The following is a 22,024-nucleotide window of genomic DNA, read 5'->3' as shown; positions in this document are numbered from 1 at the left end:
GCATACTTACTGATTTTTTACACAACAGGAGGAATTTATGTATAAGGCAATCTTTTTTGACCTGGACGGAACGCTGACAGAATCCGGAGAGGGAATTACAAAATCTGTACAGTATGCACTGGAGAAACTTGGTGTTTCAGCGCCGGATCTGGAGCCGCTGAAAGTTTTTGTGGGACCGCCACTTCTGGATCAGTTTATGAAATATGCGGGATTTGATAAAGAGACAGCGCAGAAAGGAATCGAATACTACAGGGAACGGTATTCCGAAAAAGGAATGTATGAGAATACAGTTTATCCAGGCGTGGAAAATGCCCTGGCGGAGCTGAAACGCCGTGGCTACCGGCTGGCAGTAGCTTCTGCGAAACCTACTTTTTATGTAACACAGATCATGGATCATTTTAATCTGAGCCGTTATTTTGAAGTGATCGCGGGAACAGATCTCAATGGGCCGAAAGTTTCCAAATCCCAGGTGATCGAGGAAGCTCTGGAGAGAATGAATCTTTCCGATCACCGTGACCAGGTGATCATGGTGGGAGACCGGGAACATGATATTCTTGGAGCCAGACGATGTGGGATCCAGTGTGTGGCGGTATCTTATGGATATGGCAGCAGAGAAGAACTGGAAGCGGCCCAGCCTCTTCAGATCGTAGCTTCTGCAGATGAGCTTCTGAATTTTTTCGACTGACCCCTCTGCATAGACAGAATATTTTTCGACTGGTGTGGAGGGAACTTTATCCGGTAGGAATCCATTATCTTATCGGACAGATCCTGGGAAGTGCCGTGCTTCTCTGGCTGGTGGATCATGTCAGCAACGCACAGGAATCCTATTACAGTTATACTCTGGTGATCACCGGACTTACCGGAGTGCTGGTTATGTTTCCGGCAGTATATTTTTACCGGAAAGACCGCATAGGAAGGCTGATCGGTGGGTTAACTTCTATTGAAGAGCAGAGGCTTTCTGTTCCTGAAATGCTGCTTCTTCTCGGGGCAGGAGCAGGATTTGCCCAGTATGCCAATGTGCTGGTGGCGATCTTGCAGAACTGGATCTCGTCCAGTTACGGGGAGACCATGACGAAGATCACTTCAGGGAAAAGCCTTTTTATGATGGTCTTCTGGATGGGAATCGTAGCGCCTGTCGCGGAAGAAATGATCTTTCGCTGGCTGGTTTATCTCAGGCTTCGGGATCATTTTTCCGTACTGGTTTCCGCTGTGATCTCTGCCGCGTTTTTCGGGATCTATCATGGAAATGTCCTGCAGGCTGTGTATGCGTTTATCCTGGGAGCTCTTTTTGCGTGGTTTCTGGAGATGGGCGGCAATAAGTGGACCAGTGTGCTGATGCATATCGGGGCCAATACCTGGATCCTTATTTTCAGTGAATATGCCCAGACGCTGGTGGAAAAAACAGGAGCAGGAAGTCTTCTGATGATCTATGGGATCTTCGCAGTGGTGATGATCGGAGGATATCAGTATTTTGTACGCAGAGGAGAAAAGCGTGGTTACCGGGCTGTTTAACCAAATCAAGCAAGTAGCGAAGCGGATTGCGAATATCCGCTTGACCCGAATGGGGATTGCAAATATCCCCCTGACCCCGGATCAGACAGGGTGAAATATAAATAACTGCTTCGCAGAGAATCTGTAGTGGGATCATAGTAGAAGTGATGCCGCTGCAGATTCTTTTTTTATGAAAAATACAGGAAGTCTTTTACGGGGAATAAGTTTATACAGATTTTATATTTATTTAAGAAACCATTTCTTGTACATGTTTCTATCCCGTGCTATCATAAGTGTATTAAAAGAATTAATACACTTAATACACGGATTACAGAGAAAGGAGCGTCGTATGTTATTCTTGGACTATCAGGACAGGCGTCCCATCTACGAACAGATTGTAGAAAAATTCCGGATGCTGATCCTGTCAGGAGCTGTGGAGCCATCTTCCAAGATGCCGTCTGTGCGACAGTTGGCCGTGGAATTATCCATCAATCCCAATACCATCCAACGGGCATATATGGAACTGGAGCAGCAGGGGCTGATCTGCCCGGTGAAGGGAAAAGGCAGTTTTGTTACAGACAGCAGCAGGATCAGGCAGATTGGTATGGAAGAAACCTTAAGCGAGCTGAAAGAGATCGCAGAAAAGGGAATGGCTCTGGGAGTAGGGGAGGAAGAAATGATCGGTGTGATCCGCTCATGCTATAAGGAGGGAAACAATGATTGAAATAAAAAACTGCAGCAAAGCTTTTGGCAAGATACAGGCAGTAAATAAGGTAACCATGGATATCGGGGAACGGGAGGTTTTTGGACTGATCGGTTCCAACGGTGCGGGAAAAAGTACTCTGCTCCGTATCATGGCCGGGATCATCCGTCAGGACAGAGGAGAAGTGCTGATGGATGAAGAAACGGTTTTTGAAAATGAACGGATCAAAGAGCATTTTTTCTACATCCCTGATGATGCATATATTCCGGCAAACTACAATGCTCTGGACATGGCAGAATTTTACCGGTGTATTTATCCGGGATTTCAGCAGGCACGTTTTGAGACAATGATGAAGCAGTTTCATCTGGATGGAAAACGAAAAATCAACACTTTTTCCAAAGGAATGAAGAAACAGCTTCTGGTGATCCTGGGAATCAGTACAGGAACGAAATATCTGTTCTGTGATGAAACCTTTGACGGTCTGGACCCGGTAATGCGCCAGGCAGTAAAAAGCATTTTTGCATCGGAGATCATGAGTCGTGAATTTACGCCGGTGATCGCTTCCCACAATCTCCGTGAGCTGGAAGATATCTGCGATCACATCGGGCTTCTTCATCAGGGAGGAATTCTCCTTTCCAGAGATCTGGAGGATATGAAATTCCACATCCATAAGATCCAGTGTGTACTTACTGACAAAAAGAAAGAAGAAGAATTAAAGAAAGAGCTGGATGTTTTGAAAACAGAGCATCAGGGCTCCCTGCTGCTTATTACTGCAAGGGGAACAAGAAGAGAGATCATGGAGAAGATACAGGCAAAAAATCCTCTTTTCTGTGAAGTGCTCCCACTGACTCTGGAAGAAATATTTATCAGCGAAACGGAGGTGGCAGGCTATGAAGTCAAAAATTTATTCCAGTGAATATATGAAATCTTCTTCTAAAGGACAAAGGTGGATCCCGGCATTTGCCATGATTGCATTTCTCCTGGCATTTCCGGTAGCGGAACTTATGTTGATGGGAAAATGGAATGAGCGCAGTTATACTCAAAGTCAGCTTTCCTATCTGTATTCCAGCCTGTGGAGCAGTGACTTTCTCACAATGGGAGCAGTTGTGGCTGCGGTAACAGCATTTTTTGCAGCAGTAAGCGGCTTCTGGTATCTGTATTCCCCGAGAAAAGTGGATTTCTATCACAGCCTTCCGGTAAAGCGAAGTGCACTGTTTCTGCACAGAGTATTCCTGGCTGTTCTTTATTATCTGGTACCATATGTGATCATGGAATTTGCTGCGGTATGCATCGGGGCAGCCAGAGGATATTACAGCCTTTCCATCATGAAAAAGGCGCTGATACTGCTGGTGATCCATCTCCTGATGTATCTGCTGGTATATTTCTCCACAGCGCTGGTGATCGCCTGCACCGGTACCATGCTGATGGGAGCACTTGCATGGGCAGGGCTGTTTACCTACAGTATCATTCTGGCAGCGATGCTGCAGATAAGCGGACATTTATTCTTTGATACCTGGTACGAAGGCAGTTACGGGATCCTGGCAGCAGTGCGGGACCTGGGCTCTCCCCTTATGGTGATCGTAAGCTTTATGGATAAATACAGCAGCGGGAACTATGGAAAACAGTTATTGATACTGATCTTTGTGCTGCTGCTTATGGCAGTATTATCCTGGATGGCATTTTGCAGGCGAAAATCAGAGAATACCGGAAAAGCACTGGTATATACCTGGATGGAACCGGTCTTAAGTGCTCTGATCACAATACCATCCGGACTGGGTATTGGTCTGATCTTTTATATGATCCCGGAAGATTCATCCAAAACAGCATGGTGGATCTTCGGAATGATACTGGGAACGATCCTGGTCCATGGAGTTCTGGAAGTGATCTACGAAATGGATTTTCGCAGATTTTTCCGCAGAAAAGTGCAGCTTATGATCTTTGGAGGTGTTGTGGCGATCTGTGCGCTGACCATGAAAATAGATCTTCTGGGATATGACAGATATTTTCCGGCTTATGACAATCTTCAGGGAGTTGTGGTAAATGTATGCAATCTCTCATATACTGAGCAGCTTTGCAATGTGGAAAAAAAAGAAAATGGAATCTATAAGATCCGGTATACTGCTACCTCAGACAATAGTTCCGGTCTGCTGGATCAGCCGGTGATGAAAAGTAAAGCATTGTATAACAGTCTGAAGGATATCAGGCTTCAGAATGAAAAAGGAAAAAAATCAGGAAGGCGCATGTATGTGCGTTACATAAATAAACAAGGATTCAGTGTATGCAGAAGCTATAGTGTATCTTCTGCACAGGCGCAGAATCTTATGGAAGCCTTGTATGACGAGCAGACATGGAAAGAAGACAGATATTCATTTTTCCAGCTGGACAAACAGTATCTGAAAGAGGTCACCGGTATTTTCTGTGACGGAGATATTCATTCCTTATTTGAGAAAAATGCAGAGAAGCGTCAGGCACTGGCAGAGGCGCTGAGAAAGGACATTTTGGAAAACGGCGGTCAGACAGTAAAAGACCAGCCATGTGCAATGCTGATGTTCGATTATGCGGGAATTCCGTCAGAAGGATACATGGATGAATGGGGAATGAATGTACCGGCTGTTCAGGAAGGAGAGAGGGTGTCTACCTCCGTTCTGGTGTATCCGGCATATAAGAGAACACTTGCAATTTTGGAAGAAACAGGATATCCTCTTTCCATGGATGAGCTGTCTGTTGAGTATATTGATGTTTATTACTTCAGCTCCGAAGCTGCCGGCGAAGATGATGAAGCTTTTTCCGACACTGAGCCCCTTTCGGATCTTGAAGAAACAGAGAACGGTTATAAAGTCCGTTACGATAAAAAGGAACAGCTGGAAGCTCTGAAAAAATGTATCCGTCCATCACAGCTGGTAAACGGATGGACTATCTGGAATGCAGATGTCACAATGGAAGTGGTTCTGGAAGGACAGGAGAGCACCGGCGGGGATTCCGGACTTTATATGACATTTGCCGGTGAGATCCCGGATTTTATCAGAGCAGATGCAAAGGCAGCCCATGTAACAGAATGGGAGGTAAATGATTAATGGAAAAACCAGTCCGGCTGGATAAATTTCTGGCAGATGCCGGCGCAGGTACAAGAAGCGAGGTAAAAAAATACATACAGAAGGGTCAGGTGCAGGTCAATGGAAAAACTGCGAAAAAACCGGAGCTGAAAGTATCGGAAGAAGATCAGGTGGTTATGAACGGGCAGGAGATCCATGCTGCACCGGAATATGTATACTATCTTTTTAACAAGCCGGCAGGCTGTGTCAGCGCAACGGAGGACTCCAGAGATAAAACGGTTCTCGACTATATTGAAGAAAAAGACAGAAGAAAGGGACTTTTTCCGGTAGGGCGTCTGGATAAAGATACAGAAGGATTCCTTCTGATCACAGACGACGGTCCTCTTGCACATGAGCTTCTTTCTCCGAAAAAGCATGTGGATAAGATCTACTATGCAAAAGTATCCGGGAAAGTGACAGAAGAAGATGTCGTGAAGCTGGCAGAAGGCGTGGATATCGGGGAAAAAGATCTTACACGACCGGCAAGGCTGGAGATCCTTTCTACCTGGGAGTCCGGTACAGAATCTGCAGAAGCCGGTAAGAACTGGGAATCTGAGATCCGACTTACCATCCACGAGGGAAAATTCCATCAGGTAAAACGGATGATGGAGGCACTGGGAAAAAAAGTAACTTATTTGAAAAGACTATCCATGGGGCCGCTGGCGCTTCCTTCAGATCTTCCGACAGGAAAATATCGTTCGCTCACCGAAAAAGAGCTGGAGCTTCTGAAGTCTGCCGGAAACCGCTGAAAAACAGAAAAAAATTGGAAAAATCCCCTTTACATAAGGGGATTTTCTATGCTATAATTCAGAAGTTGCAAAAATAAGCACGCACGGCGATTCTATAAGGATGGTGCCCTACGGTGTGAGGATGGGTCCAGAGAGAAGGCGACCTGTGCGGAAGAATTTAACCAAAAAGGAGAAAAGACATGAGCGTTATTTCAATGAAGCAGCTTTTAGAGGCAGGTGTTCATTTCGGACATCAGACAAGAAGATGGAACCCTAAAATGGCTCCGTACATCTACACAGAGAGAAATGGTATCTATATCATCGATCTTCAGCAGTCTGTAGGAATGGTTGACGATGCTTACAATGCAGTAGCAGACATCGTAGCTAACGGTGGACACATCCTTTTCGTAGGAACTAAGAAACAGGCTCAGGATGCTATCCGTACAGAGGCAGAGCGTTGTGGAGAGTTCTATGTAAATGAGAGATGGCTTGGTGGTATGCTTACAAACTTCAAGACAATCCAGAGCCGTATCGCAAGACTGAAAGAGATCGAGGCTATGGAAGCTGACGGAACATTCGACGTACTTCCTAAGAAAGAAGTTATCGAGCTTCGCAAAGAGCTTGCTAAACTTCAGAAGAACCTTGGTGGTATCAAAGAGATGAAGAGAATCCCGGATGCTATCTTTATCGTAGATCCTAAAAAAGAGAGAATCTGCGTACAGGAGGCTCATACACTGGGAATCCCGCTTATCGGTATCTGCGATACTAACTGTGATCCGGAAGAGCTTGACTATGTGATCCCGGGAAATGACGATGCTATCCGTGCAGTAAAACTCATCGTTTCCAAGATGGCTGACGCTGTTATCGAGGCTAAGCAGGGAACTGCAGAGGCAGATGGCGAGATCGAGGCTGAGTCTGAGGAGTTTGCAGCTACAGAGGAATAATTCGTATAAACAGAATATTTCAGGAGGAAACGAACAATGGCTATTACAGCAGCACAGGTAAAAGAGTTAAGAGAGATGACTGGCGCCGGAATGATGGATTGTAAGAAAGCTCTTACAGCTACAGAAGGCGATATGGATAAAGCAGTTGAGTTCCTGCGTGAGAAAGGTCTTGCTACAGCACAGAAGAAAGCAAGCCGTATCGCAGCAGAGGGTCTTTGCAAAACTCTGGTAACAGAGGATGGAAAGAAAGCAGTCGTTGTTGAGGTTAATGCTGAGACAGACTTCGTTGCAAAGAACGAGAAATTCCAGGGCTATGTTGCAGATGTTGCAGCACAGGCACTTAACACAACAGCAGCTGATATCGATGCTTTCCTTGCTGAGGCATGGGCACTTGATACAACTAAGACTGTAAAAGAGGCTCTTGCAGCTCAGATCGCAGTAATCGGCGAGAACATGAACATCCGTAGATTTGCTCAGGTTGAGGAGCAGAACGGATTCATCGCTTCCTACACACATATGGGTGGAAAGATCGGCGTTCTTGTAGACGTTGAGACAGACGTTGTTAACGATGCAGTGAAAGAGATGGCTAGAAACGTAGCTATGCAGATCGCAGCTCTGAAACCGCAGTACACAAGCGACAAAGAAGTAAGCGCTGAGTACATCGAGCATGAGAAAGAGATCCTTATGGCTCAGATCCAGAACGATCCGAAGGAGTCCCAGAAACCGGCTAAGGTTATCGAGGGAATGATCACAGGACGTATCAAGAAAGAGCTCAAAGAGATCTGCCTTCTTGACCAGACATACGTAAAAGCAGAGGACGGAAAACAGTCCGTTGCTAAATACGTAGAGCAGGTAGCAAAAGAGAACGGCGCTAAGATCCAGATCAAAGGCTTCGTTCGCTACGAGACAGGCGATGGTCTTGAGAAGAAAGAAGAGAACTTCGCTGAGGAAGTTGCAAAACAGATGGGTAAATAATCCATTAACTTAAGTTTTCATTATATTATTTTAATAAGTCTGAATTTAAGTATTTAAAGGCCCTGAAAGCCGATGGTGTAGATTGATAACAGTCAAAGTCATCGGTTTTCTTTATCCAAATATCTTGGACACTCTGTCAAATATATTCTCTGGTTCTTCCAGCCACATCAAAATAAGTATGCTCATGCATTGACAGAGATAATCGATACTTTCAAAACGCCTAAATGTCACGGCCTGCGCCTGTTTCCGCTTATAATTCCTCACTATTTGTGCCGCCAGCCAAAGGCGGCGGAATGGAGATTTTTATGAAATATACCCAGGATAATGGAAAAATTAAATTATGTGAAACTGATAATATGGATCATCTCGTGCGGTTAACACAAGCGTTGAATGAAAATAATATTCTTTACGAAACGAGATTGAAAAAAAGAACATTTATCAATAATCTTTTTTTCTTGATTTTTTATCATACTTTTGCATCGGGAATTGATCATAAGAATGAAACAACATGTATTTATGTACTAGAAAAAGATTTTGCTGCTGCCCAAAAAGCAATAGTAAACTGCAGATAAAAAAATTCATCTTCCAAGGCACAGGCTCTGTGTGCTGGCCATCGGTCATTGCCTGCGTGCCTGTTTGTCAACCAAAGCCTGAGAATAGTAATACGACGATTGCCTGCCAGTAATTAATATTCCGCATGGAATGAGTAAAATAAAAATTCCGCTTTACAAATAACAGATAAAGTATTAAAATAAACAAAAAGATATCTTCAGGGCAGGGTGTGATTCCCTACCGGCGGTAGAGCCCGCGAGCCGAAAGGCATGATCCGGTGAGATTCCGGAGCCGACAGTACAGTCTGGATGGAAGAAGATGATAGTACAGTTGATTTTTGTATGAATGAATGTAGTATCAGAGCTCTGAGATGGTGATCCATTTCAGAGCTTTTTATGTAGGAAATCAGACATTCATTTATCGATCAGATGTAACAGATCAATTCCACCCTGCAGATATTTCTGCAGGATTTTTTTGTATCTGGTACATCGTTTTCGAAATAAATATACCACTCACTTGTCTGTGAATCCGATTGCACAGGGCTAAAAGCCTCGGCGTACCAGAGCGTGTTTGAAAAATCATTCCTGCAATCTGCACGCCCCACTTTGCGGTATATTTTGCCCGAATTCAGTTGCCGTAGCCCGCTACGGCGCCCTCATCCGGACAAAATCTCCCACAAATTGTGACGCACATCTTGCAGAAAGCCTTTTTCAAACACGCTCTAGGCAAAGAACAGGAATAAGAAAGAAGGAATAAAAATGACGGATCAGGAATATATGCTTCGAGCGATCCAGCTGGCTAAAAAAGGAGAAGGTTGGACGAATCCCAATCCGATGGTAGGGGCAGTGATCGTAAAAGATGGAAGGATCATCGGGGAAGGCTATCATAAAAAGTATGGAGAACTTCATGCAGAACGTAATGCTATTGCTTCTCTTACAGAATCAGCAGAAGGTGCGGTGATTTATGTTACGCTTGAGCCTTGCTGTCATCATGGAAAAACACCTCCATGTACGGAAGCGATCATTGAACAGAAGATAAGAAAAGTGGTGATCGGTTCCCGGGATCCGAATCCGAAAGTGGCGGGAAAAGGTGTACAGATGTTAAGGGAAGCCGGTGTAACAGTAGTTGAAGATTTTATGAGAGAAGAATGTGATCAGCTGAATCCGGTGTTTTTTCATTATATTACTATGAAGACTCCTTATGTAGTGATGAAGTATGCCATGACACTGGATGGGAAGATCGCAACGAAGACAGGAGCATCAAAATGGATCACCGGAGAAGCGGCACGAAAAGAAGTACAGCATATGCGGCATCAGTACATGGGAATTATGGCAGGCATTGGAACTGTGCTTGCAGATGATCCGATGTTAAACGTCCGGGTAGAAGGATGGAAAAGTCCTGTCAGGATTGTGTGCGACAGTAAGCTCAGGATCCCGCCGGACAGTCAGATCGTAAAAAGTGCGGAAAAGTACCGGACGATCGTGGCTTATGCAGATCAGAAAAATACAGAAGAAAAAATAAAAATATTACATACCATGGGAGTTGAGACCATTTACTGTCCAGATGAAAAGAATCAGATAGACCTTAAGAAGCTAATGACAGATCTTGGAAGCAAAGGCATTGACAGTATTCTCCTGGAAGGAGGCGGTACGTTAAATGACAGTGCCCTGCGAGCCGGAATTGTAAAGGAAGTACAGGCTTTTGTGGCACCAAAGCTGTTTGGCGGTGTGGCCGGGAAGACACCGGTAGAAGGTATCGGAGTTGAATTCCCGTCTGAAGCAGTGGAACTGAAATATACAGATATCTGCCAGATTGGTGAGGACATCCGGATAAGATGTCAGGTGTGTGAGAAAAAACAGGAGGAATCATGTTTACAGGAATCGTAGAAGAGAAAGGAAAAGTCCGTTATATACAGCTGACAGGAGAATCAGGGATCCTGGCAGTGAAAGCCCGGAAGGTCCTGGAAGGAACAAGGATCGGTGACAGTATTGCGGTGAATGGTGTGTGTCTGACAGTTACGTCGATCCAGCCGGACGGATTTACCGCCGATGTGATGGCAGAGACTATCAGAAGAAGCAGTCTTGGAAGCTGCAAGGCCGGAAGCCAGGTAAACCTGGAACGTGCAATGGCTGCAGACGGCAGGTTCGGAGGACACATAGTAAGCGGCCATATTGATGGGACTGGCGTGATACGTTCCATGCTCCGAGAAGAAAATGCCATCTGGGTATCAATTGAGACATCGCCACAGATCTTGCATCTGATCGTGGAAAAAGGATCCGTTTGCATTGATGGGATCAGCCTGACAGTTGCAAGGGTTGATGAAGCTGGTTTTCAGGTGTCGGTCATTCCACATACAGGAGAAGAAACCACCCTTTTGGAAAAGGTGCCGGGGGATCTGGTTAATCTGGAAAATGATGTGATCGGAAAATATGTAGAAAAACTGCTTGGCATCAGAAAAAATGAAGAAGAGAAAAAAGAATCCGGAATTACGATGAAGTTTCTTGAAGAATTCGGGTTTTAGAACAGGAGGATATACACTATGTCACAAAATTATCAGTACAACACAATTGAAGAGGCACTTAGGGATCTTAAGGAAGGAAAAATAGTTCTGGTCACAGATGATCCGGACAGAGAAAATGAGGGAGATCTGATATGTGCGGCAGAGTTTGCGACCCGGGAAAATATTAATTTCATGGCGACTTATGCAAAGGGTCTTATCTGTACACCGATGAGTGCAGAAATTGCGGCGAGATTGAATTTTCCGCCGATGGTTGCTGAGAACACGGACAATCACAGTACAGCATTTACCGTGGCAGTGGATCACGCAGATACAACCACCGGTATCTCTGCGGCAGAACGCTCCTATACCATTATGAAGTGTGTGGATGATCAGTCAAAACCGGAGGATTTCAGAAGACCGGGACATGTATTTCCGCTTATTTCCAGAAAAGGCGGGGTTCTGGTACGAAATGGCCATACGGAGGCAACAACAGATCTTATGAGACTTGCCGGACTGAAAGAATGCGGCGTGTGCTGTGAAGTTATGAAAGAAGATGGCACTATGATGCGTACATCACAGCTATGGGAAATGGCAAAAGAGCATAACCTTACATTTATTACGATCCGTGATCTGCAGGATTATATAAGAATACATGAAAAGCATGTAAAGGAGGAAGCAGCTGCAAACCTCCCAACGCAGTACGGTGATTTTAAAATGTATGGCTATATCAATGACATTACAGGAGAGCATCATCTGGCACTGGTAAAAGGTGATCTAGGAGATGGTGAGGATGTGCTTTGCCGTGTACATTCGGAGTGCCTGACAGGAGATGCATTCGGATCGCTCAGATGTGACTGCGGCTTGCAGCTGCAGACAGCGATGCGCCAGGTAGAGGCGGAAGGCAGAGGGATCATTCTGTATATGAGACAGGAAGGCAGAGGAATCGGACTGATCAACAAGATCAAAGCTTATGCGCTTCAGGAACAGGGATACGATACCGTGGAGGCTAATGTGAAGTTAGGGTTTGCACCGGATCTCAGAGAGTACTGGGTCGGGGCACAGATACTGTCAGACCTTGGTGTGAAATCATTAAGATTACTGACCAATAACCCGGATAAAGTCTATGGGCTTGGTGAATTCGGGCTGAAGATCAATGAGAGAGTACCTCTGGAGATTCCGGTACAAAAATATGACCGGAAATATATGAAAACGAAGCAGGAAAAGATGGGTCATATTTTTAAGGAAATAAATTTATAAAAAACAGCAAATAGCAGGAGGAAGAAAAAATGAGACAGATCAATTTAGTAGAAGGAAAAGTAGTAGCACCGGAGGGAATGAAAGTTGGTATCGTTGCAGCGAGATTCAATGAGATCATTGTGAATAAATTATTGGGAGGGGCAGTCGACGGACTGGTAAGACATGGAGTAGGAGAAGAGAATATTACTGCAGCATGGGTGCCGGGAGCATTTGAGATCCCGCTTACAGCACAAAAAATGGCACAGTCAGGAAAATATGATGCAGTTATTTGCGTGGGAGCTGTCATCCGTGGAGATACTTCACATTATGATCTGGTGTGCAATGAATCTGCCAAGGGGATCGCACAGGTTGAACTTGCAACAGGGATCCCGGTCTTATTCGGAGTGATCACGACTGAGAATATCGAGCAGGCTATTGCGCGTGCAGGAAGCAAAGCGGGAAATAAAGGCTATGACTGTGCGTTATCTGCGATCGAGATGGTCAATCTGATGAAGCAGCTCTAAAAGACAGGAAAATAAATGATGACAAAAACAATCATATTCGATTATGATGGAACGATCCATCATACCATTGGAATCTATGAACCGGCATTTCGTGAAACCTATCAGTGGCTGACAGAACAGAAGGCTGCAGAAGAACGGGAGATAGGCTCGGCGGAAATTGCCGGCTGGCTGGGATTTAACAGTAAGGAGATGTGGAATACATTTTTGCCGGAGCTGGATCAGAGCTATAAAGAGCAGGCGAGCAGGATGGTAGGAGAACTGATGGTCAGACAGATCAGGAAGCATAAGGCAGTGTGGTACCCGGGAGCAGAGGAGATGCTTACAGCCTTGAAGAACCGGGGATATCATCTTGTGATCTTAAGTAACTGTAAAGCTTCTTATCGTGAGGCGCACTGGAAGGAATTTGGGATGGAACGATGGTTCGATCATTTTTATGACTGCGAATCGTATGGATTCCGTCCAAAGACAGAAATTGTGCAGGAAATCATCCGGGAATATACAGGCCCTTATCTGGTGGTCGGAGACAGGAGGCAGGATCTGGAATGTGCCAGAGCCTGCAAAAGCCCATTTATAGGATGTCTGTATGGATATGGTGAGAGCGGGGAGCTGAACGGAGCAGATCGTCTTGCAGAACATATAGAGGATATACCACAGTTGGTGATATGAGGATGAGTTCAGCTTTATCCGAAAGTAGAAGCTGTACACTGACAGAAGGCATAGGACTGACGGGAACGGCATAAATATTATAAAAATCCGAAGGATCCTGAAATATGATTTCCCTCAGTCTATGTATGATCGTAAAAAATGAAGAAGCAGTTCTTGAGAGGATCTTGAAGCCGGTTTCTCAGATGATGGATGCGATCCTGATTGCAGATACCGGTTCTTCAGACAGAACAAAAGAGATCGCGGAGCAGTATACGTCGCAGGTGTTTGATTTTCCCTGGTGTGATGATTTTTCTGCTCCGCGTAATTTTCTTCTGGAAAAAGTCCGCACCGATTACTGGATGTGGCTGGATGCGGATGATGTCCTGGATGAAGAAAATCTGGAAAAACTGAAGAGTCTTAAAGAAACTCTGGATCCCGGAACAGATGTTGTAATGATGGAATATGCGGCAGGGTTTGACCAGAGCGGGAGAACAACATTTTCTTATTTTCGGGAGCGGATAATGAAAACATCCAGAAATTTCAGATGGAATGGGGCAGTTCATGAAACTGTGATTCCGGAGGGAAATATCATTTATTCAGATGTGGTGATCTGGCACCGGAAATGTGGAAAAGGTGATCCGGACCGTAATCTCCGCATTTATGAAAAAATGCTGGCAGGAGGAGAAAAGCTGGAACCCAGACATCAGCTTTATTATGGGAGAGAACTGTATTATCATCAGCGATATCCGGAGGCAGAGGCTGTGTTGGTGGAGTTCCTGAAAAATCCGTCCGGATGGCTGGAAAATAAGATCGATGCCTGTTTTGTACTTGGACAGTGCTACCGGAAAATGGGAGAGAAAAAGTCCGCACTGGAAGCTTTTTTGTACAGTCTGACTATGGATGTGCCGAGGGCGGAAATCTGCTGTGAGGTCGGTAAGATCTTTCTGGAAAGAGAGCTGCCCAGACAGGCTGCCTACTGGTACGGGCAGGCGCTTACTGTGCCTTCAGATAAGAAAAAGGGTGGATTTTTTATGGCTGAGTATCATGGGTTTGTGCCATATATGCAGCTTTGCGTTTGTTATGATAAAATGGGATGCCCGGAGCAGGCATTCTTTTTTCATAAGAAAGCAATGGAGCTGAAGCCGGAAGATTCGGGAGTATTGTATGACCAGAAATATTTCCGGGAAAAATATGGTCTGGCATAAAAAGAAAGACATATTTATTATATTTTCCTGGCAGGGTACAGGCTTGCGGGGATCCTATGCACAGGTAAAAGCTGTTGTCATATACTGTAGGGAAAGTTATTTTCCTATGAGGTGATCGAAGAATGCTGTTCAGGCATCGAAAACGTAAGGAAATGGAAATGCAGCAGGACAGTCATGAGGATTTGTCCTGTATGTCCTGTTATGGAAATCATAGTTCCTGTGGATGTGACAGATGTGGAACAAGAGGCTGCCCAGGCCCTGTGGGACCTACAGGACCAACCGGCCCCAGAGGCTGTCCGGGAGTCCCTGGCCCTATGGGCCCGCAGGGGCCGCAGGGGGAACCGGGAATACAGGGATATACGGGAGCCACGGGTCCGGCAGGAGCAACAGGTCCAGCCGGAGTCATCGGTCCGACGGGAGCAACGGGAGCCACGGGTCCAGCGGGAGCAATGGGTCCGACGGGAGCCACCGGTCCGGCAGGAGTAATGGGTCCGGCAGGAGCAACAGGGGCAACAGGAGCAACAGGAGCCACGGGTCCGGCGGGAGTCATCGGTCCGGCTGGAACAACGGGAGCCACCGGTCCGGTGGGAGCAACAGGTCCGGCTGGTGCAATCGGAGCCACTGGCCCAGCGGGAGCAATCGGCCCAACAGGAGCCACTGGTCCAGCAGGAGCAGCCGGAGCCACCGGTCCTGCCGGAACAGTAACCCCGGCAGCTGCTGTTGGAAATGCAACAACGGTAGATGATATTGTGGAGGATTTTAATGCACTTCTTGCAAACCTTCGTGATGCAGGACTCCTGGAAAGATAGTGAAATGATAAACACACGTTACTGTGCGGCTGCGTATTTTATGCAGCCGCTGCATATTCTCCATAAAAATATTTCATTGTAGCTTTCCGACGAAAGGTGCTATAATATTCTTATGTAAGTATGAACATGGGGGATGAAATCGTGAAAAAAAACAAGTATGAGATCGATATGTGTAATGGGTCGATCATGGACAAGCTGATTTCGTTTTCACTGCCGCTGATGCTGTCCGGTATCCTGCAGCTGATGTTCAATGCAGTGGATATCGTGGTAGTGGGACGTTTCAGCGGAAGTGAGGCACTGGCGGCAGTAGGCTCCACTACCGCACTGATCAATGTGTTTACCAACCTTTTTATCGGAATCTCTCTTGGTGCCAATGTGCTGGCAGCCAGATTTTATGCTTCCGGTAAGGATGAAGAAATGTCAGAAACAGTACATACATCGATCCTGCTGGCTCTGATCAGCGGAATCATCATGGCATTTCTGGGAGTGATCTTTGCCAGAATCTGCCTGGAGCTGATGGATACGCCGGAGGATGTGATCGATCTTTCCGCTCTTTATATGCGTATCTATTTTCTGGGAATGCCGTTTTTTATGCTGTATAACTATGGCGCAGCAATTCTGCGTGCAGTGGGAGATACCAAGCGGCCGTTGGTCTTTCTGATCATTTCCGGCTGTGCCAATGCGCTTTTGAATCTGTTTTTCGTGATCGTGTGTCATTTAAGCGTGGCCGGTGTGGGAATCGGAACGGTGATCTCTCAGCTGATCTCCTGCATTCTTGTCCTTCGGTGTCTGTATCAGACAGAGGGAAGCTATCAGCTGCGTTTTTCAAAACTGTCCATAAAGGGAGAGTACCTGAAGCAGATCTTCCAGGTGGGACTGCCTGCCGGGATTCAGAGTACAGTGATCAATTTTTCCAATGTACTTCTTCAGTCTTCTGTAAACTCCTTTGGTTCCATTGCTATGGCAGGATATACAGCAGCCAATAATATTTTTGGATTTCTGTATGTGTCCGTGAATTCGGTTACCCAGGCATGTATGAGTTTTACCAGCCAGAATTACGGTGTTCGGAAACCGAAACGTATGGACCGGGTGCTGGTGGATTGTCTGATCCTGTCCTTTGTGGTGTCCTTTGCCATGGGATGTGGAGCATATTTCTTTGGCCCGCAGCTTCTGAAAATCTATACGGAAGATCCGGAGGTTATCCAGTGCGGAATGGAGATCCTTGCCTATACCACAGTTACTTATTTCCTCTGCGGACAGATGGATCTGTTTCCGGGAGCACTGCGTGGAATGGGACGCTCCGGTGTGCCGATGATCCTGTCTATTATCGGAACGGTCGGCCTTCGAATTGTGTGGATCTTCGGAATCTTCCCGGTTCACAGATCATTGAAAGTACTGTTTATTTCCTATCCGGCATCCTGGATCATTACGATCATCATGCAGGTGACCTGTTTCTGGTTTGTAAGGCGGAAGGTGCACAGACAACTTTTGGGAGAGAATGCAGAATAAAAACGAATACACAGAATATCAGAGAAAGCGGATAGAATTCCGCTTTTCTGTGTTTATGGGGAAAAATAAAACATGTCAGCTCATGTCCATTTTGCAAACAGGAGACATTGGAGCTGAAAAATAAAGAATATGGAGGAAACATGGAATTATTAAAACCTGATTATTACGACGAATTTACCTGTATTGCAGACAAATGCACCATCAGCTGCTGCAGGGAATGGAAGATCAACATAGATGATGAAACCTACAGAAACTGGAAAACCATCCAGCCGCCGTCAGAGGTGCCTGGACACAGAAGCTGCCTGCAGGCCTATACCATGAAAAAGGACGGCAGCCGGATCATGAAGATGACGGAAGAGCACGACTGTCCTTTCCTGGCAAAGAACAGACTGTGCTATCTGGTAAGTGCTTATGGGGATTCGATGCTTTCAGAGACCTGCCAGATTTTTCCAAGGGAGATCCATGAATTTCAGGATCATAAGGAAGCGACCATGATGCCCTGTTGCCCGGCTGTCCTGGACATCTGGAAGGAGAAGAAAAGAATCGCTTTTCCGGAAACTCCAAAAGAAAAGGAACAGCCGCTTTTTCTTGTGCGCCGGAAGGTTATGGATCTTATAATGGATCCTGAAAAAACACCGGAGGAAATCCTTCTTGAAAGTTTTTATGTTCTGAAGGAACTTCACCGGAACATGCCGCTTACCACAGAGCTTGTGGAAGATTATTTTTCAGAGAAAACGATTCGCCAACTGGAACATGCTATTAATGAGATAGAGCTGCCTGTTCTGGATACCATGGACGAATGCAATGAACTTTTGCAGGACCTGGCTGTAAATTACCGGAAAGAGGGACTTTACCGGAAGTATCTGGAGCCGGTGACGGAGTTGGCGGAGGAATTATCGGAAGAGTATGAGGAAGAGGAAATGACGGAAGCCTGGGAGGATTTTTACCGGGAACTTCGTGCATATGAAAATCTTCTCCGAAGCTTTCTTACCAACGAAGTATATTCGGATCTTCTGACATCAGAAGGAGATCTGGAAGATGCCCTGGTTCATATGCAGTGGATCGGTATGGAATATGCCACCATTCGCCAGGCTGTTTTTCTCCGGTGGCAGAAAGAGGGACGGGGAGCACTTCCCTACGAAACACTCCGGGATTATATGGTGGTGATCTCCAGAATGACCGGATATGAGGAAGAAGATATCCGGGAATATCTTGAGAACAGTTTTGAAGAACTTCTGTGGGAGTGGGGATATTTTGCGCTGATCACAGGAAAATGACTTTATAACTTGAAGTTATATTAAGTATTAAAAATATACATTTTAATTATATGACGTTTTGTGTTAGAATATAGGACGAAAAGGGTAACAGAGGAATGTTAACCCGGAAATGGATAACAATCAGAAAGGAACTTGTTTTATGGATAAGGGAACAATTTTTAAATTTCATAATGACCTCGATACCGATCAGATCATTGCATCCCAGTACCTGCTTCTGCCGAATCTGGATGAGATGAAGAGTCACACATTTGAGTCACTGGATCCGGATTTTTCCAAGAAGGTGAAACCGGGAGATTTTGTAGTGGGAGGAGAGAACTTCGGATGCGGATCTTCCAGAGAACAGGCACCGGGCGTTCTTAAGGCACTTGGAGTAAAGGCAGTCATTGCGAAATCTTTTGCCCGTATTTTCTTCCGTAATGCCATCAATATCGGACTTCCGGCAATTGTCTGTAAGGACCTCCCGGATGATGTGAAGACCGGAGATACCATGGAGCTTCATATGTCCGAGGGAACAGCGGTTGCCAACGGAAAGACTTATTCCTGCACAAAACTGCCGGAATACATGCAGAATATACTGAATCAGGGAGGACTTATCGCTTCTCTGAACCGTGAGGAGGAATAAGAGATGGGAATGACGATCGCAGAAAAAATCATCGCGGCAGCAGCCGGTGTGGACAGCGTAAAACCTGGAGATATCTATACAGTTCAGCTGGATCATCTGATGAGCAATGACGGAACCACACATCTGACTGTTGACATGTACAACAACAAATTAAAAAATCCACATATCGCAGACACAAAGAAACTGGTATTTATCGTAGACCACAACGTACCGTCTGACAGCCCGAAAACAGCAGCGTCCCAGAAAAAAATGAGAGATTTTGCAAGAGAGAACAACATTGATTTCTGGGAAGGAAAAGGCGTGTGTCATCAGATCATGATCGAGAATTATGTCCGTCCGGGACAGCTGATCTTTGGTGCAGACAGCCATACCTGTTCTTATGGAGCACTTGGCGCTTTCGGTACCGGTGTAGGATGTACAGACTTTCTTTATGGAATGGTAACCGGAACTTCCTGGGTTATGGTACCGGAAACTGTGAAATTCAACCTGACAGGGAAACTTCCTGAGGGTGTTTATGCAAGAGATCTGATCCTTACCATTATCGGAGAGATCGGAGCAAACGGATGTAATTATCAGGCAATGGAGTTTACCGGCGAAGGCGCCAAAACATTAAGCATCAGCGACCGTATGGCTCTCTGCAACATGGCTGTTGAGGCCGGTGCGAAGACCGGAATCTTTGAGGCAGATGACAAGGCTCTGGAATATCTGAAAGAGCATGGCCGTGAACCAAAAGCTGTATATCACAGCGATCCGGATGCTGTTTACGCAAGAGAGTACACCTTCGATCTTTCCAAAGTACGCCCGGTTGTAGCGAAACCGGACTTCGTTGACAATGTAGTTCCGGCTGAGGAAACCTGCGGTATCAAGATCAACGAGGCATTTCTTGGCTCCTGTAACAACGGCCGTATTGAAGACCTCCGTGTAGGCGCAGAGGTGATCAAGGGTAAAAAAGTTGCAGAAGGCGTTCGTTTCCTGGTCGTTCCTGCAAGCCAGACCATCTACCGCCAGGCATTAAAAGAAGGCCTGATTGATATCTTCATGGAAGCAGGCGCTATTGTGATGAACCCGAACTGCAGTGTATGCTGGGGAAGCTGCCAGGGTGTGATCGGTGAGAACGAGGTTCTTATCAGCACCGGAACACGTAACTTCAAGGGACGTGCCGGACATCCGAGCTCCAAGGTTTATCTGGGATCTGCGGCAACGGTTACCGCATCTGCCATTGCAGGTGAGATCGCAACTGCAGACAGAGTATAAAAACCTCAGAAAAGATATTCAGGAATAAACAGGAGAATATACATATGGAAGCATTTACAGGAAAAGTGTGGGTACTGGGCGATGATATTGACACCGATATCATCATTCCGACCGAGTATCTGGCGCTGAAAACCATTGACGATATGAAACAGTACGGATTCAGTCCCCTTCGCCCGGAGCTGGCAGGACAGATCCAGAAAGGTGACATTATTGTAGCAGGAAAGAACTTCGGCTGCGGTTCCTCCAGAGAGCAGGCACCGGAGATCATTAAAGCACTGGGCGTACAGTGTGTTATTGCGAAATCTTTTGCCCGGATCTTTTTCCGCAACTCCATCAACAACGGCCTTCTTCTTATCGAACAGCCGGATCTTCACGACAATGTGAAAGAGGGAGATGAAGTTACAGTTGTGATGAACGAGCATGTAGACCATAACGGAAAACAGTACCCGATTGCTTCTCTTCCGGAGAATCTGATGGATATTATTCAGGCTGGCGGACTTGTAAAAGCCATGCGTAAACTGAACGGTCTGGACTAAGACGGAAAGGAGAGAAATAATGGGTGAGACGATCATTGAGAAAATTATCAGACATAACACAGGCAAAGCAGTAAAGCCTGGCGATATCGTGACGGTCAATGTTGACAGAGTGATGATCCATGATATCTTTATTCCGTTTGTAGCGGACAAATTCGAGGAGATGGGCTTTCAGAAACTATGGGATCCGGACAAAGTTGTTCTGATCTATGACCATCTTGTACCTGCAAGCCAGCAGGACGACACCAGACATTTCCATGTGGGAGATGCTTTTGCAGCCAAATATGGTATGAAAAACGTGCACAGAAGTGACGGTATCTGCCACCAGTTGATGACAGAGGCCGGTTACGTAAAACCTGGCAATATCGTATTTGGTACAGATAGCCACACTACCACTTACGGATGTGTCGGTGCATTTTCTTCCGGTATCGGATATACAGAGATGGCCAGCATCCTGGGAACAGGAACCATGTGGATCAAAGTTCCGGAAACCATTAAAGTTGTGATCGACGGAGAACTTCCGGAGAATGTGATGTCCAAGGATATCATCCTCCGCCTGATTGGCGACCTTCGTGCAGATGGTGCAACTTATCGTGCACTGGAATTTTCCGGAAGCACCATTGAGAACATGTCTGTGGCAAGTCGTATGACCATGGCAAACATGGCGATCGAGGCAGGTGCAAAATGTGCACTTTTCACACCGGATGAGAAGACTGCCGCTTACTGTGAGACAGAGCTTGATGAGTTCCAGAAGAGTCTTGTAGGCGATGAGGATGCCGTTTATATGAAGACCATGACTTATAAGGCAGAGGATTTTGTACCGGTTATGGCTTGTCCGTCACAGGTGGACAAGATCCGTGATGTCAGCGAGCTTCAGGGTGAGACCATCGATCAGGTATTTATCGGTTCCTGTACAAACGGACGTCTGGAAGATCTGATGGCAGCAGCAGAAGTCCTGAAGGGCAAAAAAGTTGCAGACTTTGTAAAACTGATCGTAACTCCTGCAAGCCGCAAGATCTACCGTCAGGCCATTGAACTTGGTATTCTGGATACGCTTGCTGAGGCAGGTGCCATCATCACACATCCGGGATGCGGACTTTGCTGTGGAAGAACCGGCGGAATCCTGACAGACGGGGAGAAGGTTGTGGCAACCAACAACCGTAATTTCCTGGGACGTATGGGAACTTCCAAGGTTCAGATCTATCTGGCATCTCCGAAAACTGCAGCAGCCTGTGCGATCGCAGGTAAGATCGTAATGCCGGAATAAGCAGCAGAAGATCCGTTCGGAAATACTGCTGACAGAAACATAAAAAAGAAACGTATGAAAGGACAGATTTTCGCGAGGAGTGGCAGTCTGTCTTTTTTTACCGGTTCAGGCGGATCCTGGATAAATTATTTTTACAGAAGAGGGGGATTCGTTGTATT

The 22,024-nt window shown here is 45.9% G+C and carries 22 protein-coding genes, 2 pseudogenes and 1 riboswitch; of the genes and pseudogenes, 23 read left to right on the top strand and 1 reads right to left on the bottom strand.

Features of this window, described 5'->3' with window-relative positions:
* Positions 1-37 precede the first annotated feature (37 nt).
* From G5B12_RS04460 to G5B12_RS04420, 9 genes are all read left to right on the top strand, one after another.
* Positions 38-685: an HAD family hydrolase gene (locus G5B12_RS04460; protein WP_021977307.1), complete on the top strand. Its 648-nt coding sequence runs from the start codon at positions 38-40 to the stop codon at positions 683-685.
* Between the two features lie 32 nt (positions 686-717).
* Positions 718-1,512, top strand: coding sequence for a CPBP family intramembrane glutamic endopeptidase (locus G5B12_RS04455; RefSeq protein WP_021977308.1), 795 nt, complete (start codon positions 718-720; stop codon positions 1,510-1,512).
* Between the two features lie 328 nt (positions 1,513-1,840).
* Entirely contained in the window at positions 1,841-2,215 is a 375-nt protein-coding gene (locus G5B12_RS04450; RefSeq protein WP_173762315.1) for a GntR family transcriptional regulator, read from the top strand.
* Positions 2,208-3,110: an ABC transporter ATP-binding protein gene (locus G5B12_RS04445; RefSeq protein ID WP_173762314.1), complete on the top strand. Its 903-nt coding sequence runs from the start codon at positions 2,208-2,210 to the stop codon at positions 3,108-3,110. Before G5B12_RS04450 ends, G5B12_RS04445 begins: the two co-directional genes overlap by 8 nt.
* A complete protein-coding gene (locus tag G5B12_RS04440; protein ID WP_148446479.1) occupies positions 3,085-5,268 on the top strand; it encodes a DUF6449 domain-containing protein in 2,184 nt (727 codons plus the stop codon). Before G5B12_RS04445 ends, G5B12_RS04440 begins: the two co-directional genes overlap by 26 nt.
* Entirely contained in the window at positions 5,268-6,035 is a 768-nt protein-coding gene (locus G5B12_RS04435; RefSeq protein WP_173771381.1) for a pseudouridine synthase, read from the top strand. Before G5B12_RS04440 ends, G5B12_RS04435 begins: the two co-directional genes overlap by 1 nt.
* 179 nt (positions 6,036-6,214) lie before the next feature.
* Positions 6,215-6,958: a 30S ribosomal protein S2 gene (rpsB, locus tag G5B12_RS04430; protein ID WP_173762312.1), complete on the top strand. Its 744-nt coding sequence runs from the start codon at positions 6,215-6,217 to the stop codon at positions 6,956-6,958.
* Positions 6,959-6,994: 36 nt separating this feature from the next.
* A complete protein-coding gene (gene tsf, locus G5B12_RS04425) occupies positions 6,995-7,933 on the top strand; it encodes a translation elongation factor Ts (protein ID WP_174087808.1) in 939 nt (312 codons plus the stop codon).
* 305 nt (positions 7,934-8,238) lie between these two features.
* Positions 8,239-8,505: a hypothetical protein gene (locus G5B12_RS04420; RefSeq protein WP_021977313.1), complete on the top strand. Its 267-nt coding sequence runs from the start codon at positions 8,239-8,241 to the stop codon at positions 8,503-8,505.
* A 189-nt stretch (positions 8,506-8,694) separates the two neighbouring features.
* Positions 8,695-8,809, top strand: a riboswitch (FMN riboswitch).
* A 114-nt stretch (positions 8,810-8,923) separates the two neighbouring features.
* On the opposite strand, the pseudogene G5B12_RS18240 reads toward G5B12_RS04420, so the two are convergent.
* Positions 8,924-9,166 (bottom strand): annotated as a pseudogene (locus tag G5B12_RS18240) (DUF6783 domain-containing protein).
* On the opposite strand from G5B12_RS18240, the pseudogene G5B12_RS18235 reads away from it, so the two are divergent.
* From G5B12_RS18235 to G5B12_RS04355, 14 genes and pseudogenes are all read left to right on the top strand, one after another.
* Positions 9,116-9,241: pseudogene (locus G5B12_RS18235) on the top strand (DUF6783 domain-containing protein); the annotation flags it as partial. The pseudogenes G5B12_RS18240 and G5B12_RS18235 sit on opposite strands and share 51 nt — an antisense overlap.
* Positions 9,242-9,243: 2 nt before the next feature.
* The gene (gene ribD, locus G5B12_RS04415) at positions 9,244-10,371 is read left to right on the top strand and encodes a bifunctional diaminohydroxyphosphoribosylaminopyrimidine deaminase/5-amino-6-(5-phosphoribosylamino)uracil reductase RibD (RefSeq protein WP_021977314.1); all 1,128 of its coding nucleotides are present in this window, start codon (positions 9,244-9,246) and stop codon (positions 10,369-10,371) included.
* Entirely contained in the window at positions 10,353-11,006 is a 654-nt protein-coding gene (gene ribE, locus G5B12_RS04410; RefSeq protein ID WP_118515667.1) for a riboflavin synthase, read from the top strand. The genes ribD and ribE overlap by 19 nt, the downstream gene beginning before the upstream one ends.
* A gap of 18 nt (positions 11,007-11,024) precedes the next feature.
* On the top strand, positions 11,025-12,242 hold the full coding sequence (locus tag G5B12_RS04405) for a bifunctional 3,4-dihydroxy-2-butanone-4-phosphate synthase/GTP cyclohydrolase II (RefSeq protein ID WP_118515669.1): 1,218 nt from the start codon (positions 11,025-11,027) through the stop codon (positions 12,240-12,242).
* Between the two features lie 29 nt (positions 12,243-12,271).
* Positions 12,272-12,745: a 6,7-dimethyl-8-ribityllumazine synthase gene (gene ribH / locus G5B12_RS04400; protein WP_174087807.1), complete on the top strand. Its 474-nt coding sequence runs from the start codon at positions 12,272-12,274 to the stop codon at positions 12,743-12,745.
* A gap of 15 nt (positions 12,746-12,760) precedes the next feature.
* Positions 12,761-13,411 (top strand): HAD family hydrolase, encoded by a 651-nt coding sequence (locus tag G5B12_RS04395; RefSeq protein ID WP_021650403.1) that lies wholly within the window; start codon positions 12,761-12,763, stop codon positions 13,409-13,411.
* Positions 13,412-13,515: 104 nt separating this feature from the next.
* A complete protein-coding gene (locus G5B12_RS04390; protein ID WP_174087806.1) occupies positions 13,516-14,595 on the top strand; it encodes a tetratricopeptide repeat-containing glycosyltransferase family 2 protein in 1,080 nt (359 codons plus the stop codon).
* A 122-nt stretch (positions 14,596-14,717) separates the two neighbouring features.
* Positions 14,718-15,404, top strand: coding sequence for a collagen-like protein (locus G5B12_RS04385; protein WP_174087805.1), 687 nt, complete (start codon positions 14,718-14,720; stop codon positions 15,402-15,404).
* 126 nt (positions 15,405-15,530) lie between these two features.
* Entirely contained in the window at positions 15,531-16,913 is a 1,383-nt protein-coding gene (locus tag G5B12_RS04380) for an MATE family efflux transporter (protein WP_329983636.1), read from the top strand.
* 140 nt (positions 16,914-17,053) lie between these two features.
* Complete coding sequence (gene fliB / locus G5B12_RS04375; protein WP_174087803.1) at positions 17,054-18,190, top strand: flagellin lysine-N-methylase; 1,137 nt, start codon at positions 17,054-17,056, stop codon at positions 18,188-18,190.
* Between the two features lie 139 nt (positions 18,191-18,329).
* Positions 18,330-18,812 (top strand): LeuD/DmdB family oxidoreductase small subunit, encoded by a 483-nt coding sequence (locus tag G5B12_RS04370; protein WP_021978214.1) that lies wholly within the window; start codon positions 18,330-18,332, stop codon positions 18,810-18,812.
* Positions 18,813-18,815: 3 nt separating this feature from the next.
* A complete protein-coding gene (locus G5B12_RS04365; RefSeq protein ID WP_118071372.1) occupies positions 18,816-20,066 on the top strand; it encodes a 3-isopropylmalate dehydratase large subunit in 1,251 nt (416 codons plus the stop codon).
* Positions 20,067-20,110: 44 nt separating this feature from the next.
* Complete coding sequence (locus G5B12_RS04360; protein WP_021653000.1) at positions 20,111-20,602, top strand: LeuD/DmdB family oxidoreductase small subunit; 492 nt, start codon at positions 20,111-20,113, stop codon at positions 20,600-20,602.
* A 19-nt stretch (positions 20,603-20,621) separates the two neighbouring features.
* The gene (locus G5B12_RS04355; RefSeq protein WP_021652999.1) at positions 20,622-21,866 is read left to right on the top strand and encodes a 3-isopropylmalate dehydratase large subunit; all 1,245 of its coding nucleotides are present in this window, start codon (positions 20,622-20,624) and stop codon (positions 21,864-21,866) included.
* Positions 21,867-22,024: the final 158 nt, after the last annotated feature.

This window comes from Blautia sp. MSK.20.85, assembly GCF_013317245.1.
Lineage (GTDB): Bacteria > Bacillota > Clostridia > Lachnospirales > Lachnospiraceae > Blautia_A.
This window is presented reverse-complemented; position numbering and strand designations above follow the sequence as displayed.